Below are 17,290 nucleotides of genomic sequence, written 5' to 3' on the forward strand. Positions count from 1 at the left end.
CCTGCCCGTGATCGACCCTTCCGGCAACGATTTAGGGTTTTATCGTCCGCCCCTGGACCGTGCCGGTTGAAACCATCGTCGACAGTCCGACCTTCCGACGAGTTCGCTCAGGCCTGAGGCGGCACGACCGGCGTCGCGACCGGCTCGACCGTCAGGGGGCGGACCCAGAACAGCAAGACGCTGCCAATCAGTGCGAGCAGCCCCAGCATCAGGCAGAAGCCGACCACACCGGGCCAGCCCATGTGCGTCCAGGCGATCCCCCCAGCCGAGCCCAATATGCTCGACCCCATATAATAGAAGAACAGATACCAGGCCGCCGCCTGCCCCCGCATCGCGCCGCCGCGCCTGCCGACCCAGGCGCTGGCGATCGAATGCGCCCCGAAGAAGCCGATCGTCACCACCGCGATCCCCGCAATGACGAGCCAGAGGGGCGCGGCCAGGGTCAGCGCGACCCCGGCGATCAGCAGCGCGGTGGGAAGCCAGAATATCCTCCGTCGCCCGACCCGACCCGCCAGGCCACCGAACAGGCTCGAACTCACCGATCCCAGGACATAGAGGAGGAAGACCGCCCCCACCGTGGCCTGTCCCAGATGATAGGGCGGTCCGAGCAGATGGAATCCGGCATAGTTGTACACGGTCACGAACATGCCCATCAGCAGGAAGCTTTCCGCATAGAGCAAACGCAGCGCCGGATCGCGAAACAGGGTCGCCGCACCGCGCGGCAGCGAAAGCCAGTCGGCCTCGCCGGCAACGAACCGTCGGGATAGGGGGGCCAGACGGCGAAAGGCCTCCGCCATGGCCAGCCCCGCAAGGCCCACCGCCGCGATCGCCCAGCGCCAATCGGCCACCGCCGCGACGAGGCTGGCGACCAACCGGCCCCCCATTCCGCCCAGCGCGCTTCCCGCGATGTAAAGGCCCATGGCCGAGCCGATCGAACCGGCGTCCACCTCTTCGGCGACATAGGCCATGGCGACCGCCGGGACGCCCGCCAACGCCAGTCCGGCCAGCAGTCGCAGCGCGAGCAGCGCGTACCAACTCGGCGCGACCGCGCTGGCGAGGGTCAGGATCGCCGCCGCCATCATGGCGATCGTCATCAGCGAGCGGCGTCCCCATCGATCGGAAACCGCCCCCGCCACCAGAATGCCGATCGCGAGCGGCCCGGTCGCCATCGACACGGCGAGCGAGGCGGCCTCGGCGCTCAGGCGATAATGCCGGGCAAGTTCCGGCAATAAGGGCTGCACCGCGTAGAGGGTGGAAAAGGTCGCGAACCCGGCGAAAAGCATCGCCAGGGTCAAGCGTCGATATTCGGGAGAGCCCTTGCTGAGGGCGGCGGGAAACGATGCGTCGGTCATGATAGTGCCTTAACGCATTCCGCTCATGGAAGATGGCGGACACCCTGTTTTCTTCGGTCGCAGGGCCATGCGGGTGACGCGATACCAAGTGTCGGCCCGCGAATGACACCGAGCGGCATCCCCTGTCTTCATAGGCCATCATCGATCACGGTTGCATCGGCATCCCACACTCGTTAATGCGAGTCGATATCATTAAAGGGGGAATAGGTGAAATTTGCAACGATGGCGGCTGGATGGGTCGCGACGCTGGCGTGTGCGCCCGCCATGGCACAGCCACCCGTCTCCCCGTCCGACCGGATCGAAGAGGATGCTGGTCAAGACAGGGAAGTCGTCGTCACCGGGCGGGCGCAGCGTCTTTACCGGGTCGATACCACCACGGTCGGAAAGGCCGCCGAAGACCCGCTGAACATCCCGCAGGCGTTGCAGGTCATCAATTCCGACCTGTTCACGGATCAGGGCGCGCGGGATGCGACCGACATTTACCGCAATATCTCGGGCGTCAGCGCGTTCAGCTATGCCGGGATCACCTTTCGCGGCTTTCGGCAGGACCAGTCCTTCTACGACGGTCAGCGCGGCAATCCCTTTATCGGCTTCTCGGTCCCGCAACTGTTCAACATCAGCCGGGTCGAGGTGCTGAAAGGCCCGGCGGGTCTGTTCTTCGGCCCCGGCTCTCCCGGTGGCATCATCAACTATGTCTCCAAGACACCGAGCGAGGTGAGCACATTGCGCACGGTTGCGACGCTCGGCAGTTATGACCGGGCGGGCATTTCGTCGGAGGCGACGGGCAAGGTCGATGCGGATGGGATCGTCACCTATCGCATCGGGGGCTTCTATGAAGCGATGAAGCCCTTTCGCTACAATACGAAGAACAGCGCAATGATCGGCGATGGCGGCTTGTCGTTCCGGACCAATCAGGGCGGCAAGCTGACCGTCCAGGCGACCGTCTATGACAATTTCCTTCGGGCCAATCGCCTTCGCGGCGTGCCGGTCGACAATGACGGCAATTTTCTGGGCGACATCCGCTGGAACGCCAATGAGCCGACCGACTTCCTTCATCTGAAGTCGCAGGCCTTTCAGGCGCGCTACGCCACCACGATCGGCGATGCGGTGACGTTCGACGCGGGCGCCCGCTATTTCGACGCGACCGAGACGCAGCAATATCACGAGCCACGCGGCTTCGTGGCGGGGAGTACCGATCTGGTCGCGCGCGAGTTCCGCGACCAGATCCGCAGCGTCGACGGCCTGTCGTTCATGGCGAACGCCACCGCCAAAATTCAGATTGCGGGCATGGTCCACAAGTTCCAGGCCGGTGCCGACTGGTATGACGAGACCAGCATCCTCGACTCGCGGATCCTGCGGAACGGGGTCACGCCGCTGTCGCTGAGCAAGCCGGTCTACACCGTCACCGGGCGCGACGTTGCCCGCGTCGCCGCCCTGCCCTTCGCCGTCACCGATACGCGGACCAAGCGGCAGGGCGGCTATCTTCAGGATCAGATCAGCATCACCGACGCGCTGCTGATCGTCGGCGGCGTTCGCTATGACCGGTTCGACGATGCCGTGACGACGGCCAACGGCGGACGAACGACGGCAAGCTCGGCCTATCGCGATGGCCGCTTCACCTATCGCGGCGGGGCGATCTTCAAGCCGCAGGAGCGATTGTCGCTCTACGCAAGCTGGTCCGGCAGCTTCGAGCCGCAAAGCGCCGCCAGCCAGAATGTCGATGCGGGCGGGCCCTTCGCGCCGGTGACGGGCGGGCAGATCGAAGCGGGGGTCAAGTCGGTGCTGCTGGGCGGGCGGCTTCAGGCCAATGCCGCGATCTACCGGATCATCCGGCGCAACCTGCTCCAGGTCGATCCGTCCCAGCCGCCCGTCAACGGCGTGGATCAACTCCGTCCGATCGGCGAAGTGACGAGCAAGGGGTTCGAGTTCGACCTGTCGACCGACCTGACACCCAATTGGGTGCTGCTGGCCAACTATGCCTATAACGACACGAAGATCACCGGCACGGTGGCGGGACAATCGCTGACCAACGCGGTCGGCGATCGCTTCGCCAATGCCCCGCGCCATCAGCTCGGTTTCTGGACACGCTATCAGATCGCGCCGATCGGCACGGCGATCGGCTTCGGCGGCGAATATCTGTCCAGCCGGATCAGCCTGTCGGGCCAGACGGTGCAACCCTATACGATCTTCGATGCCTCGATCACCAAGAGCCTGGGCATCGCGGAATTGATGCTGCGCGTCGATAACCTGTTCGACAAGCGCTATACCGCCTCGGGCTTTTCCGCACAGACGGGCAGCTTTCCCGGCGAGCCGCGCACGCTGCTGGCGGAATTGCGCCTGCGGCTCTGATCGACTCGTCCTGCAACTTCCAACGCGCTCCGGCGCTTACACCGGCGATAAGGAGATCGGTGTTGGACGACGAATTCGCGGAGGCCATTGCGGGTAATCTGGCCGCCCATGGCTTCATCATGGAGAATCTGTACGCGCTGCTGCTCGTCGGCGACAAGGACCCGGTGGGCGCCTGTCGCGCGACGGCGCAGAGCATGTTGCGCGACTTCGGCCGATTGCAGGCGACCGGGGTTCAGGCGATGACCGACGACGAGGTCGGCCGCATCAGGCAACATGCGCTGGATCGCCTGAAGCGTTTCTGGGACGGCGTGGAATTCCGTCTGGAGAACGCCGAACAAGGCGGGGGATGACCGCGACCGGTCATCCCCCGTCATCGACGTTGGTTCAGCGCACGCCGCAACTCACCGGTCCCGGAGGCGCACTGGCGATCCGGATCGACGAGATATCGAGCGTCAGCTTGCCGGAGGTCGCGAGTACCCAGGGCCTGGTTACGGCGGCCATGTCCACCCCGCCATCGGCGAAACAGCGCAGCGGGACCGCCAACTGCCGCCATTCGCCGAGCGTTCCCTTGAGCGCACCGGTGATCGGCACCGACGCCGCCTTGCCGCCCTCCATGCCCAGACTGACCTCACCCGTGGGTGCCGCCGTCACGCGGTAATCGAGCAACAGGCTCAACTGCCCATTGGACTCGCGCGTCACGTCGATCGGCTTGGCCTCCTCGATCGCGGCGCGGGCGGGGCCGCTGCCCGCAAAGATGAAGCGCAGGCTGTCCTCCTGTGCGGCACGGTCGATACGGCTCTGCTGCACCGCGCCGCTCAGGTCCAGCCGCGCGCCCGCGACGACGCGGCCCCGCACGAACAGGGCATTCTGGTCCCCCGCCGCAACCGCCGGACGCGCCTCGCTCAGCATCGGCACCGTGCCGCCCTGCGCATAGGTCAGGCCATAGCCGATCGGGAACAGCGGATCGTAGCCGGGGTCACGCTTGTTCAGGACATATTGGTCGAGCCGCTTGGGCCAGGAGAAGCTGAGCTTGCCGTGGAAATCGTGGCGCGGCTTGCCGTCACGCCCGGCGATCAGGACATCGGCCACGCCGCCGCCCTCGGTTCCCGGCAGGAAGGCCGCGACGAAGGCGTCCGCCGCATTCAGCTCGGGGTTCACCCAGAGAGGGCGGCCCGACAGGAACACCGCGACGACCGGGATACCGGCGGCCTTGAGTTTCTTGAGCAGCGCGAGATCGCTCTTGTCTTCCGGGCTATATTCCAATGTCGGACGGTCGCCGGTGAATTCCGCATAGGGGGTTTCGCCGAACACCATGATGGCGACGTCGGGCTGGGTCGCATAGCGGCCATCGACCGCCAGCGTCGCCTTGCCGCCGCTCGCGCGCACCGCCTCGTCGATCCCCGACCAGATGGACTGGCCGTTGGGGAAATTGGCGTTGGTGACGCCCGTCCCCTGCCAGGTGATCGACCAGCCGCCCGCCTGCTGACCGATATTGTCCGCACCGCGCCCCGCCACCAAGATGTTCGCACCGGGTTTCAGCGGCAGGACGCCGCCATTGTTCTTGAGCAGAACCAGCGACTCCCGCACCGCCTGACGGGCGATGGCGCGATGCTCGGGTGCGCCGATCAGCTTGAACTGCCCGCTGACGGGCCGAGAGGACGGGCGGCCCGCCTCGAACGAACCGGCCAGCATCTTCACCCGCAGGATGCGGCGCACCGCATCGTCCAGACGCGCGGCGGGGATCGTCCCGTCCTTCGCCTCGCGCAGCGTGTTGTCATAGAGCTGCTTCCAGCCAGCACCGGAATACATGAACATGTCGAGCCCGGCATTGATCGCCGCCGGGCAATCCTCGTTGCTGCAACCCGGCACCTGCCCATGGGCGTTCCAGTCGCCGATGGTAAAGCCGTCAAAGCCCAGCCGGTCCTTCAGCACGCCGGTCAACAGGCTCTTGTTGCCCGTCATCTTGGTGCCGTTCCAACTAGAGAAGCTGGGCATCACGGTCAGCGCGCCCGCGACCAGGCCGCTGCGATAGCCGGCGGCATGTACGTCGCGCAGCACCTCCTCCGAGACACGTGTATCGCCCTGGTCCCGCCCGCCGGTTCCGCCATCGCCCAGGAAATGCTTGATCGACGAGATGACGTGGCCGGGCCTCATGAAGTCGCCGCCGACGCGGCCCTGAATGCCCTCGACCATCTGTCCGGCATAGGATTCGACGATCGCGGGATCCTCCGAATAGCTTTCATAGGTGCGGCCCCACCGGTCGTCCTGCACCACCGCGACGGTCGGCGCGAAGCTCCAGTCGATGCCGGTCGCCGCCGTCTCCGCCGCCGTCGCCGCGCCGATCTTACGGATCAGCTCAGGGTCGCGCGCCGCACCCAGCCCGATATTGTGCGGGAACAGCGTCGCGCCGACGATATTGTTCGCGCCGTGCACCGCGTCGGTACCCCAGATCAACGGCACCTGCGGGCGACCGTCGCTGCGCTTCATCGAGGCGTCCCAAAAGGCATCGAATAGCTTCAGCCATTCGGGCGCGGGCGCGAATTCATCGTTATTGGGCGCGGAATTGCCGCCGTTCAGGATCGAGCCGAGCTTATAGGTCTCCAGGTCCTTGGGCGTGATCGAGGCGATGTCGACCTGGATCAGCTGCCCCACCTTGTCCTCGACGCTCATCCGCGACAGGATTTGCTCGACCCGCGCTTCGACCTTGGCATCGCGCTGGCGCTTCAGGGGCAGCTTGGGCCAGAGATCGGGATGCGCCACCGCCGTGGCGTCGGGCGCGACGGGGGCCGCCTGCTGTCCGATCGCGCCACTGCTCAGGGCGGTCGCGGCCACGATCATGGCCAGGCTCCGGGGAAACGCCATCGTCAAATCTCTCCTATCGCTTTTCCCCGCCGTGCCGGTTTCATGACGAAACTGTCAACAAGGCAAATCCGGCAGAGGATTCTGATTGCACCGGATCGCGACGGAGTTAGCAATCCGGGTGGGACAAGACGAACAATGTCCCTTCAGGAGAGACGATGCGTCGTAGCCTAATCCCCGCCAGCCTGTTGCTGTTGACCGGCCTGCCTGCCGCTTCGCAGGTTCGAACCGATCCGCAGGGCGCGATCCGGCCCCTGGCGGCGGAAGCACCGGTGGGGCGTCCCCTGCCCCTCCATGTCGGCGGACGCGTGGTCGATGGCAAAAGCTATCGTCGGCAATGGCCCGGCACCTATTGGGAGGGAGCGTTCCGGGGCCCCGCCGTCGATCTGGGGATTGGGCCGGGTGCCGTCTCGCTTCGTATCGCGATCGACGGCGGTGCGCCTGCATCGCTCGTCCGTCCAGGGCCCGGCCTGTATCGTCTCACCGCCCAAGGTGCTGGCGAGCACCGCATCCGCGTCGAGGTGGTCAGCGAAAGTCAGGCGGGGCCGACCGAGTTTCGCGGCCTGTTCGCCCCCGGCGGCACGACGCCGCTCCCTGCCCCGCGTCCGCGTGTCCGACAGATCGAGTTCATCGGGGACTCCCATACGGTCGGCTATGGAAACACCTCGACCACCCGGCAATGCAGCCAGGACGCCATTTGGGAGACGACGAACACCTCGCTCGGCCCAGCGGGCGTGACGGCGGCGGGCTATGACGCGGACTATCAGATCAACGCCATTTCTGGCCGGGGGATCGTGCGCAACTATGGCGGCTTTGCCGCGCCAACGCTGCCGGAGGCCTATCCCTTCGCCCTGTTCAACTCCAAGATCGCGGCGAGTTCTCCGGGCTGGAACCCGCAGATCGTCGTCATCGCCCTGGGCACCAACGACTTCACCACGCCGTTGAAGGCCGGGGAACGCTGGCCCGATCGCGATGCGCTGCACCGCGATTTCGAGGACCGCTATGTCGCCTTCGTCCATGACCTGCGGCGCAAATACCCCAAGGCCTATTTCGTCCTCTGGGCAACCGACCTGGCCGATGGCGAGATCGCGGTCGAGGTCGGCAAGGTCACCGACCGGCTAAGGAACGAAGGCGAACGACGGATCAGCTTCGTGCCGGTGAAGGGCTTGTCCTTCCGGGGATGCGGCTCCCACCCCAACACCGGGGACGACCGCGCCATCGCGGCGGCGATCGCCCAGGCGGTGGATGCCGTACCCGGCGTCTGGGGGCGTTGAGAGGGTCAAAGATCGACGGCGTAGAGGGAATGGTGCGTCAGGACGAACAAACGTCCGGCACCGTCCTTGTCCATCACCAGTTGCAGGGGGCGCTCGGGCATGTCGATCCGCCGTAGCAATCGGCCGTCCGGCGCATAGACGAACACCTGTCCGTTCGCGACATAGAAATTGCCCGCCGCATCGCGCGCCACGCTCTCCCCGCCCCGTTCGGCCAGCACGCGGAAATCGGTGACCGTGCCGTTCGCCCCGACCCGTCCGGCATAGGTCCGGTTCTCGGACTCGTTGGTGACGACGACCTCGCCGCCGCTGGGCGCGGATGCGAAGCCATGGGCATCCAGCGTATCCGACCAGCGCCAGCCCCGGTGATCGTCCGGCCCCTGGTTCCATACGCGGAAGGCCGGAAGCACCAGCGAACCATCGGGCGAGACATATTCCTGCGCCTTGGCCTCGCCCATCTTGGCCATGAACAGGTCCGCCATGGTCGGATAGGCATAGCTTTTCGGGTCGATCCGGTCGGCGAACTCGCCATTGGCCCAGACATTGACCGGCAGCAGCGTCGTCGCCCCCTGATGCGGACGCGCCGGCGTCGGCGGAATGACCGTGACCGCCGCCGGGCGGGCGGGATCGATGCTGTACACCGTGCCGTCACGTCCCGCCGAGGACAGGACCAGCAATCGCCCGGATCGATCGACCGCCAGATTGACCGCGTCGAGCGGCGCATCGGCGACGACGTTCAGCCCCTCCTCCGTCGACCAGCCATAGATGCGCTGAAAGAAGCGATCGATGAAATAGAGCCTGCCCTTGGCATCCATCGCGCCTCCCGCGATCGAGTAGAAGCCGTCCGCCAGCTTGCGAACGCCGGGCGACACCGGCACGGCGGACTGGGTCGCCGCCGTTGGAGGCGCGGGCGGCACGTCCAGGCTGGCGAACTCGCGCTCGCGCACCCCGGTCTGGCGGGTCATGTCCTTGATCGCGTTCTCGAAGGGATATTTGCTGGCGCGGATGAAGGTCCCGCACCCCTTTTCGTCGCAACTGGCAAAGCCGCTCTCGGCATTCACATGGACGTTGCGGAAACGGATATCACCCGAGCCGTAGAGCCTGACCGCCGCATCCATCGGCTTGGCGGTGCGCGTCACGCGATAGCCATGGTAATTGGCGAACAGGATGTTGCGGCTGTGGCGGAATTCGGTCGAGACGGCATTGACCCCGTCGCGGACCTCCTGTTCGGTCTGGGGCGCCAGAAACTCCCAGTTCGCGACGTGATCCAGCACGATCTCGGCGCGGTAGTGATGCTCGGCCGAAAGCTGATAGACATGCCCCGGCGTCGTGGTGTTCGAGACATGAAAGCCCGCCGACGCCAGCGTATTGGGCGACCATAGCGCATTGAACGTACCCCCGCCCCCGTCCGTCACCCAGATGCTGGGATATTGTCCGTCGAACCGCGCGCGATCGCTGCCGAAGCCGATCGGGCTGCCGGGCGTCAGCACGGTGCCGCCACCACCCTGGATCTTCACATCATCCACCAGCGACGCCTCGCCCGCCTTCCACAGCAGCGCGGTCGCTCGCGGATTGACGCCGCCGGTCCACAGCCCGACGCCGGAGATCACCCCCGCCCCACCCTTCGCACTCTCGATCAGCGCGCGGGCGGAACCGACCCCGCGATAGGCGGGCGAGTCGTCGGCCAGATAGATATGCGTCAGGCTGGGGTGCAGCGCGATCAGAACGCTGTCGGGCCGCAGCTTCAGCGTATCGCTGACCCGATAGCGCCCCATCGGCAGGTAGAGCACCCGATGCATGTCGATCGCGCGTTGCAGCGCGGCGGTGTCGTCGGTCGTGTCGTCGCCCTTGACGCCTAGGTCACGGACATTGGCCCAGGCGTTCACGGCGGGCAGCGCGGGGATGGCGGGACGGGGCCGGGCGGGTGCCTTGGCCAGCGGCATCATCCGCACATCCGTCGCGAAGTCGCCCATCTGGCCCAGCGCCGGAACCTTCAGGCCGTAGGAGAAGTCCGCCACGCGGTAGCGCGCTCCCGCACCTTTCACCGTCCGGCCGCTGTCGCGGAACCGTGCGAAGACCGGCGTCGCGATCCCCACCGCATCGTCGAACCCGATCTGCGTGAACACGCTCTTTTCCGACGAGATCAGTACGCCCGCATCGCGGACATTCTCGAACCGCACCTGCTTGCCCCAGAGCGAATCCGAATAACCGCGATCGATCTCGATTCCGACCGGGGTGTCGCGGATCGCGACGTTGACCAGCGTCAGGTCGACCTCATGTTCCCGGATCGCCGCCTCGCGCTGCCCGATGAAATCGGAGTCGATCAACGTGAACTGCCATGCGGGCGAGGTCTTCTCGGTAACGATACCATATCGTCCCCCGAAAAAACGCAGGCCTTGGGCAGCGTTCCCCGCCTGATAGATACCGGCGAAGCCCGATCCCAGATGGAAGTCGACATGGCGCAGATAGCCATGCTGGGCGACGCGGAAGCGCACCGCCACCGCGCCGGCATTCCCCTCTCCGACACGAAAATCGATATTGGCCAGCGCGGAGTAGAAGGTGGTCGAGGTCGCGTCGAACAGGCTTTCGTCGAACGGCACCGTCGTCGGCACCGGCACCGGCGGCTTGCCCGCGCGATACTGGTCCTCGCCTGCGAAGGTCAGCATGGCGGCGATACCCGATCCGAAACCCGGCGTGGCATCCCCCAGCAGGATTTCGGGCCGGGTTGCGCCGACGCCGAATATCCGCACGCCCGAGCGCAGGATGATCGTGCGGCTGATCCGGTATCGACCGGACGGCAGGAAGACGATGCCGCCATGGCCGCTCTCCGCCGCCGCATCGATGCCCTGCTGGATCGCCGCGCTATCGTCGGCGCGGCCATCGCCCACGCCATGGATCGTCACCGCCTGCGGATCGGACGGGGCGGTTCTATAAACCGATTTCGAGGATTGTGCCGCGGCCGGTGTCGCCATCGACGGCGCGAACGCCATCACCACCGCCGCGCCGAGCAGCCAGTTCGCTTTCATGGTCCTCTCCCTGTTTCGGCCTCATCGTAACCGCCGGGCCGTCGACGTCGCCAAACTGGATCAAGCCCGATGTCAGGCGTGGAGGCTGAGCGTCTGTGCCGCGATCGCCACCTGGGTCCGGTTGCGCACGTTCAGCTTGCGCATCAGCGCGGTCATGTGCGCCTTCACCGTCGCCTCGGCGATGCCCAGGTCGAACGCGATCTGCTTGTTGAGCAGGCCCGAATGAACGCCGCGCAGGACCTTCATCTGGGTCGGAGTCAATTGTGCGAGTGCCGCCGCCATCGGTGCGGTAAGGCCCGGACTTGCGGGCTGACGGGCGATCGAGTGCATCCCTTCCATCGTCATCCTCCATGTGGCCCGTCGGGCCATCGGTTGCCGGTCATTCATGCCGACATGATCCGATCATCCCCGAACGCGCTCCATTTGGACGGATTCGGTTGGACAGGTTTTCACCATGCGCCCGGATGTTGCTTGTTATCAAGCCCTTTTCTATTGCCGGATCGCAAAAACCTGTCGTACAACTCCGCCAGAGCCATGGGCAGGTGAACGCACCGCCCCAATGCCGAAGGAGGGGTGTCGATGCGCGATCCGCGAAGCATGACCATCGTCTTGCGACGGGCGATGCGATGACGGGCGGTGACGTCAGGCTGATCGCCGCCGCGCTGGCGGGCATAATGCTGGCGGTCCTGATGATCGTTCGCGGACGGCTTCATCCCTTTATCGGATTGCTGTGCGGCGCGTTCGCGGTCGGGCTTCTCGCCGGATTGCCGCTGGCCGATATCGCCAAGGCGGTGCAAAAGGGCGTGGGCGATATCGTCGGGGGAACCGGCCTGGTCGTCGCACTCGGCCTGTCGCTGGGGGCGATGCTGCATTTGTCGGGCGCCGCCGCCGCACTGGCCCAAAGCGCCCTGCGATTGACCGGCGCGAGAGCCGCTCCCTGGGCGACCCTGGGCATCGCGATCCTGATCGGCCTGCCGCTGTTCTTCGAGACCGGTCTGGTCCTGTTGCTGCCGATCGTGGTCGCAGCTGCCGAGGCGATGGACGCACCCGATGGCCCGGCACGCGACGCGGCCAAGCTGCGCCTCATCATGCCTGCGCTCGCTGGGCTCGGCGTGGTCCATGCGCTGGTTCCCCCGCACCCCGGCCCATTGCTGGCGGTCGAGGCGCTGGGGGCCAATCTGGGCCGGACGATGCTGTACGGTATCCTGATCGCCATCCCGACCGCGATCATCGCGGGACCGGTGCTGGCGCGCATCGTGACGCCGGGCGTCCGACTGGCCCCGCCGGTGCTGGGCGATCACCGCCTGGACATCGCGACACCGGGGTTGGGGGCGGCACTGTTCATCGTCTTGCTCCCCGTACTGCTGATCGCGACCGGGGAGCTGGGTCAGCTATCCCCGGCATGGAAGGGCAGCGCTTGGCTGGTCGCCGCCAGCAATCCGGTGATCGCGTTGCTCGTCACAAACCTACTCGCGCTGCCGCTGTTGTTCGGACGACGGCTGCGCGAGGCGAAGATCCAGGATGCGGTCTGGCACGAAACCATGGGCGCAGCGGGCGCCATCCTGCTCGCGATCGGGGCGGGCGGCGCGCTGAAACAGGTGCTGGTCAGCGCGGGGCTGTCCGATCTGCTCGCGCGACTGGTGATCATGTACGCCATCTCGCCGCTGCTACTCGGCTGGCTGGTCGCGGTGGGGATCAGGCTGGCGGCGGGATCGGCGACGGTCGCGACCATCACCGCGGTCGGCATCATGCCCGGCGTGGTGGCGGGATCGGGTGTCGCGCCCGAACTGGTCGTGCTGGCGATCGGCGCGGGGTCGGTGTTCTTCAGCCATGTCAACGATCCCGGCTTCTGGCTGGTCAAAAGCTATGTCGGGACCAGCACCGCCGACACCTTCCGTACCTGGTCGATGCTGGAGACGGTGATCTCGGTCGTCGGCCTCGCGCTGGTGATGATCCTGAGCCATATCGTCTGAACGGGGGTGGGCATGAACGAGGGGCGGCTGGCGGACCGGGCCTATACGGCGATCGTCCGCATCATCAACGACGAGGGGCTGGGCATCGGCGACCGCCTGCCCTCCGAAGCGAGGCTGGCCGAGACGTTCGGCATGTCGCGCACCATCGTGCGCGAGGCGCTGGCCCGGCTCGCTTCGGACGGCATCACCGAGGCGCGGCGGGGCGCGGGCTCCTATGTCAAGCGTCGCCCGTCGGAGCGGCTGGGCACCCATATGCCGATGGACGAACTCGCCAAGACGCTGGGCACCTATGAGGTGCGCTTCGTGCTGGAGGCGGAGGCGGCGCGACTGGCCGCGATCCGGCGGTCGAGCGACCAGATGGACGAGATCGAGAAGGCGCTCGCCGCGCTCCGCGCCGCCCTGCTGTCCGACGCGCCCGCGCATGACGAGGACTGGTGGCTGCACCGCGCGATCGTCGAGGCGACCGGCAACTCGGCCTTCCTGCCGGTCTTCGATCATTTGCAGGACGAGGTGATGCACATCCTGCGCGCCGGAGTCGACATTTCGCGCTCGCGCCCGCCCGAGGTGATCGGCGCGATGATGGAGGAGCATGACGCCATCGTCGACGCGATCCGCGCGCGCGACGCCGACGGCGCAGCGCTCGCCATGCGGTGGCATTTGTCGCAGGGGCGCAAGCGGCTGATGCCGTGACGGCCTCAGGCGCGCCTTGCCCCGTCGATCCAGGCCAGCGCCTCCGCGACCAGCCGATCGGGGGAATGCCCGGCATCGAGCGTCAGCGCGCATTCGCCAGGCAGGGGTCGCTCCAGCGTCGCCAACTGGCTGTCGAGCAGGCTGGGCGGCATATAGTGGCCCGCACGGCCGCGCATCCGTCGCGCGATCTCATCGGTATCGGTATCCAGCAACACGAAGAACAGGGGCAATCCTGCGGCGCTCCGCAGCCGTTCGCGATAGCTCCGCTTGAGCGCGGAACAGGCGGCCACCGCCACGCCGCCGCGCTTCGCCTCCATCCCGATCGCCGCCCCCAGTCGGTCGAGCCAGGGCCAGCGATCCGCATCGGTCAGGGGATGGCCGCTGCGCATCTTCGCGACATTCGCCGCCGAGTGATAATCATCGCCCTCCAGCACCGGACAATGGAGTTCGGCCCCCAGCCGCTGCGACAGCGTAGACTTGCCGGTGCCGCTGACCCCCATGACCACGATGCCATAGGGGTCGGTCGCCGCTTCGATGCTGTTGCCCGCCGTCACCCGTCACCCTTGTCCTTTCATCCGGCCTTCCTGCCGGGCCTGTCCGATCACCGCTATCCGACGTGGTGGGCGGAAACGCCATTACGACCTTTGTCGCAATCGCGCCCGATCGCGTACTTGCCTATCGCAATTCCCCTGCCCCCGATCCGTTCCAGTCCAAGAGGATGACCGCCATGCCGCGCCGCCTTCGCCTTGCCGTCTCGCTGTTGTTGGTCGGGAGCGTCGCATACCCCGCGCTGGCAGCGGACCGTACCTCCGTCTTCACCCGCTCGCCGGACGATCCCCGTACGGTGACCGTCCAGGCGAAGGGCGATGGGCGAAGCGACGATGGCGCGGCGATTCAGCAGGCGATCGACCGTGTCGCGGGTCAGGGCGGCGGCGGCATCGTCTTCCTGCCGTCCGGTCGCTATCGCCTGAGCCGCACCCTCTATATGCGACCCGGCGTCCGGCTGTTCGGCGTGGGCAGGACGCGCCCCGTTTTCGTGCTGGCTCCGCGAACGCCGGGTTTCCAGCAGGGCGTCGGGAGCATGATCTTCTTCACCGGCACCCTGCCACCGCAAGCGGGCAAGGACGCCCCCCGCGTCCCCGTGCCGCCGCCGACCAGCGTGCCCTTCGACCCGGCCATTGCCGACGCCAATTCGGGCACCTTCTATTCCGCCATGGCCAATGTCGATTTCGAGATCGGCGCGGGCAATCCGGCGGCCACCGCCGTCCGTTTCCATACCGCGCAGCATAGCTATCTGGCGCATATCGACTTTCGGCTGGGCGATGCGCTGGCGGGCATCTATCAGGTCGGCAATCTGGGGCAGGACCTGCATTTCCATGGCGGACGATACGGTATCCTCACCGAGAAGCCCTCGCCCGCCTGGTCCTATACGCTGCTCGATTCCAGCTTCGACGGACAGCGCGATGCCGCCATCCGCGAGCATGAGGCGGGGCTGACGCTGGTCAATACGGTCATCCGCGACACGCCCGTCGGGATCGAGATCGACCGGGGCTATGGCGATTGGCTGTGGGGCAAGGATGTCCGGTTCGAGCGGGTCCGCCGTGCGGGCGTCATCATCAGCAACGAGGACAATGCCTATACCCAGATCGGGTTCGAGGGGGCGAGCGCGATCGACACGCCCGTCTTCGCCCGTTTCCGCGAGAGCGGTCGCGACGTCGCAGGTCCGTCGCGCCGCTATCGGGTAAGCCGCTTCACCCACGGCATGGCGGTGCCTTCGCCAGGACAGACCGGGCGGTACGAGACGAAGGTCGATGCGACACCATTGTCGTCCACGCCCAGGCTCACCGCGCGCGCCATACGGTCGCTGCCGCCGGTCGGGGACTGGACCAATGTCCGCGCTCTTGGAGTGAAGGGCGATGACGCGACCGACGATACCGCCGCGCTGCAACGCGCGATCGACAGCCATTCTGTCCTCTACTTCCCCGCCGGTTTCTACCGCGTCAGCGACACGCTGCGCCTGCGCCCCGATAGCGTGTTGATCGGCCTGCACCCCAGCCTGACCCAGATCGTCCTGACCGACGACAGCCCCGCCTTTCGCGGTGTCGGCAGCGCCAGGGGACTCATCGAGAGCGCCCGTGGCGGCGATGCCATCGTCTCCGGCCTGGGGCTGGCGGCGGGCGGGCGCAATCCCCGTGCGACGGCGTTGCTTTGGCGCGCGGGCGAACGCTCGCTGGTCGATGACGTGAAGTTCCAGGGCGGCCACGGCACCTTCCGGGCCGATGGCAGCCGCTTCGATCCGTATAACGCCGATCACAGCGGCGATCCCGATCCGATGCAGCGCTGGGACGGTCATTATCCCAGCCTGTGGGTGACCGATGGCGGCGGCGGTACGTTCAACGGGCTGTGGACGCCCGACACCTATGCCTCGGCGGGAATGAAGGTGTCGAACACCGAAACGCCGGGCCATGTCTATCAACTCTCCGCCGAGCATCACCGCCGTGCCGAGATCGTGCTGGACCGCGTCGCGCATTGGGAGTTCCTGGCGCCCCAGACCGAGGAGGAGGGGGGCGAAAGCCGCGATGCTGTCGCCTTCGAGGTACGCAATTCGCGCGATGTTCTGTTCGCCAATCTCCACGCCTATCGCGTCACCCGCTCGCTCCAGCCCGCGCGGGCGGCGGTCGCCCTTTACGGCGAGAACGACATCCGTTTCCGCAACGTCCATGTGAATGCCGAGAGCGGCTTCGCGACCTGCCAGGCGGATGGCTGCGGCACCTATCTACGCGCCAGCAAATACCCCTATGAGAATGCGATCCGCGACATGACGCGGGGGGCCGAGGTCCGCGAGCGCGAATTCGCGACGCTGGACGTTACCCCCGCGCCCCTGCCCGCCCCCTCGCCGGCGTTGACGACGGTCCGCCGTCTGGCCGAGGGCTTCTACTCGCTGGGCGGCGGTGCGACGGATGCGAGCGGCAAGCTCTATTTCGTCGACCGTCATTTCCAGCGCATCCATGGCTGGAGCGAGGCGGAAGGGCTTTCGATCGTGTCGGAGGCTCCGCTCGATCCGGTCAACCTGGCGGTCGATGGCTCGGGCAAGCTGATGGTGCTATCCTCGGCGGGTCCGACAGCGACGGTCTACAGCATCGATCCGAAGGCGCCCGCCGCCATCGCCCCGCTGTCGCCGACCACAGCGCCGCCGCCCGGAGCCCGGATCGCCATGCCCGGCAGCCTGTGGAACAATGGCGAGTTCCGGGATCAATATGACCCCGCCACTGACCGCTTCACGACGCTGGCGGAGATGTTCGCGCGCGACATCGCCGTCGCCAAACCCACATCCTATGTCGCCCCCGATGGCAGCATCGCCCTGCCCGCGTTCCGGGTGTGGCAGCAGGGGCCGGCGGACCATCGCGGCTGGCGCTTTTCCGATACGCTCGACACCTATGGCTTCGTCGTCGGAAAGCCCGGCGGCCGCATCGCGATCGCCAACGGATCGGAGGATCGGACCTATACCGGTCTGCTGGGCGTCGGCGGCACCGTCACCGACCTCAAACCCTTCGCCGATCGTGGCGGCGAAAGCGTTGCGACGGGGCCGGACGGCCGCGTCTATGTCGCGAACGGGCAGATCTTCGTCTATGGCGCGGACGGTCGCCAGCAGGGGCGGATCGACGTGCCCGACCGCCCCCTGCAACTGCTGTTCGGCGGCGCGGACGGGCGGACCTTGTTCATCCTGACCCATCACGCGCTTTACGCCGCGCATCCCTGAGCGATCACCA

11 protein-coding genes are annotated in these 17,290 nt (G+C 66.7%); 6 read left to right on the forward strand and 5 right to left on the reverse strand.

Going from position 1 to position 17,290, the window contains the following annotated elements; translation table 11 throughout:
* Window positions 1–107: 107 nt before the first annotated feature.
* A complete protein-coding gene (locus OXQ33_RS04215) occupies window positions 108–1,352 on the reverse strand; it encodes an MFS transporter (RefSeq protein WP_267433427.1) in 1,245 nt (414 codons plus the stop codon).
* Between the two features lie 207 nt (window positions 1,353–1,559).
* Between OXQ33_RS04215 and OXQ33_RS04220 the strand changes: the two genes are divergently transcribed.
* Both OXQ33_RS04220 and OXQ33_RS04225 read left to right on the forward strand, forming a co-directional pair.
* Window positions 1,560–3,701 carry a TonB-dependent receptor gene (locus tag OXQ33_RS04220; RefSeq protein ID WP_267433428.1) on the forward strand — a complete coding sequence of 714 codons (2,142 nt, stop codon included), beginning with the start codon at window positions 1,560–1,562 and terminating at the stop codon, window positions 3,699–3,701.
* 62 nt (window positions 3,702–3,763) lie between these two features.
* Window positions 3,764–4,051 carry a hypothetical protein gene (locus tag OXQ33_RS04225; protein ID WP_267433429.1) on the forward strand — a complete coding sequence of 96 codons (288 nt, stop codon included), beginning with the start codon at window positions 3,764–3,766 and terminating at the stop codon, window positions 4,049–4,051.
* 34 nt (window positions 4,052–4,085) lie between these two features.
* Here OXQ33_RS04225 and OXQ33_RS04230 read toward each other — a convergent pair whose 3' ends face one another.
* Window positions 4,086–6,563: an exo 1,3/1,4-beta-D-glucan glucohydrolase gene (locus tag OXQ33_RS04230; protein ID WP_276039754.1), complete on the reverse strand. Its 2,478-nt coding sequence runs from the start codon at window positions 6,561–6,563 to the stop codon at window positions 4,086–4,088.
* 155 nt (window positions 6,564–6,718) lie between these two features.
* On the opposite strand from OXQ33_RS04230, the gene OXQ33_RS04235 reads away from it, so the two are divergent.
* Window positions 6,719–7,834 (forward strand): SGNH/GDSL hydrolase family protein, encoded by a 1,116-nt coding sequence (locus OXQ33_RS04235; RefSeq protein ID WP_267433431.1) that lies wholly within the window; start codon window positions 6,719–6,721, stop codon window positions 7,832–7,834.
* Window positions 7,835–7,839: 5 nt separating this feature from the next.
* Here OXQ33_RS04235 and OXQ33_RS04240 read toward each other — a convergent pair whose 3' ends face one another.
* Window positions 7,840–10,857 carry a glycosyl hydrolase family 28-related protein gene (locus OXQ33_RS04240; RefSeq protein ID WP_267433432.1) on the reverse strand — a complete coding sequence of 1,006 codons (3,018 nt, stop codon included), beginning with the start codon at window positions 10,855–10,857 and terminating at the stop codon, window positions 7,840–7,842.
* 72 nt (window positions 10,858–10,929) lie between these two features.
* Window positions 10,930–11,139: a LuxR C-terminal-related transcriptional regulator gene (locus tag OXQ33_RS04245; protein ID WP_267433473.1), complete on the reverse strand. Its 210-nt coding sequence runs from the start codon at window positions 11,137–11,139 to the stop codon at window positions 10,930–10,932.
* 344 nt (window positions 11,140–11,483) lie between these two features.
* Between OXQ33_RS04245 and OXQ33_RS04250 the strand changes: the two genes are divergently transcribed.
* Window positions 11,484–12,830, forward strand: coding sequence for a gluconate:H+ symporter (locus OXQ33_RS04250; protein ID WP_267433433.1), 1,347 nt, complete (start codon window positions 11,484–11,486; stop codon window positions 12,828–12,830).
* A gap of 12 nt (window positions 12,831–12,842) precedes the next feature.
* Window positions 12,843–13,520 (forward strand): FCD domain-containing protein, encoded by a 678-nt coding sequence (locus OXQ33_RS04255; RefSeq protein WP_267433434.1) that lies wholly within the window; start codon window positions 12,843–12,845, stop codon window positions 13,518–13,520.
* Window positions 13,521–13,525: 5 nt separating this feature from the next.
* On the opposite strand, the gene OXQ33_RS04260 is transcribed toward OXQ33_RS04255, so the two are convergent.
* Window positions 13,526–14,020, reverse strand: a complete 495-nt coding sequence (locus tag OXQ33_RS04260) for a gluconokinase (protein ID WP_267433474.1) — start codon at window positions 14,018–14,020, stop codon at window positions 13,526–13,528.
* Between the two features lie 218 nt (window positions 14,021–14,238).
* On the opposite strand from OXQ33_RS04260, the gene OXQ33_RS04265 reads away from it, so the two are divergent.
* Entirely contained in the window at window positions 14,239–17,280 is a 3,042-nt protein-coding gene (locus OXQ33_RS04265) for a glycosyl hydrolase family 28-related protein (protein WP_267433435.1), read from the forward strand.
* The last annotated feature ends 10 nt before the right edge of the window (window positions 17,281–17,290 follow it).

This window comes from Sphingomonas sp. GM_Shp_1, from assembly GCF_026540895.1.
Taxonomy (GTDB): Bacteria; Pseudomonadota; Alphaproteobacteria; order Sphingomonadales; family Sphingomonadaceae; genus Sphingomonas.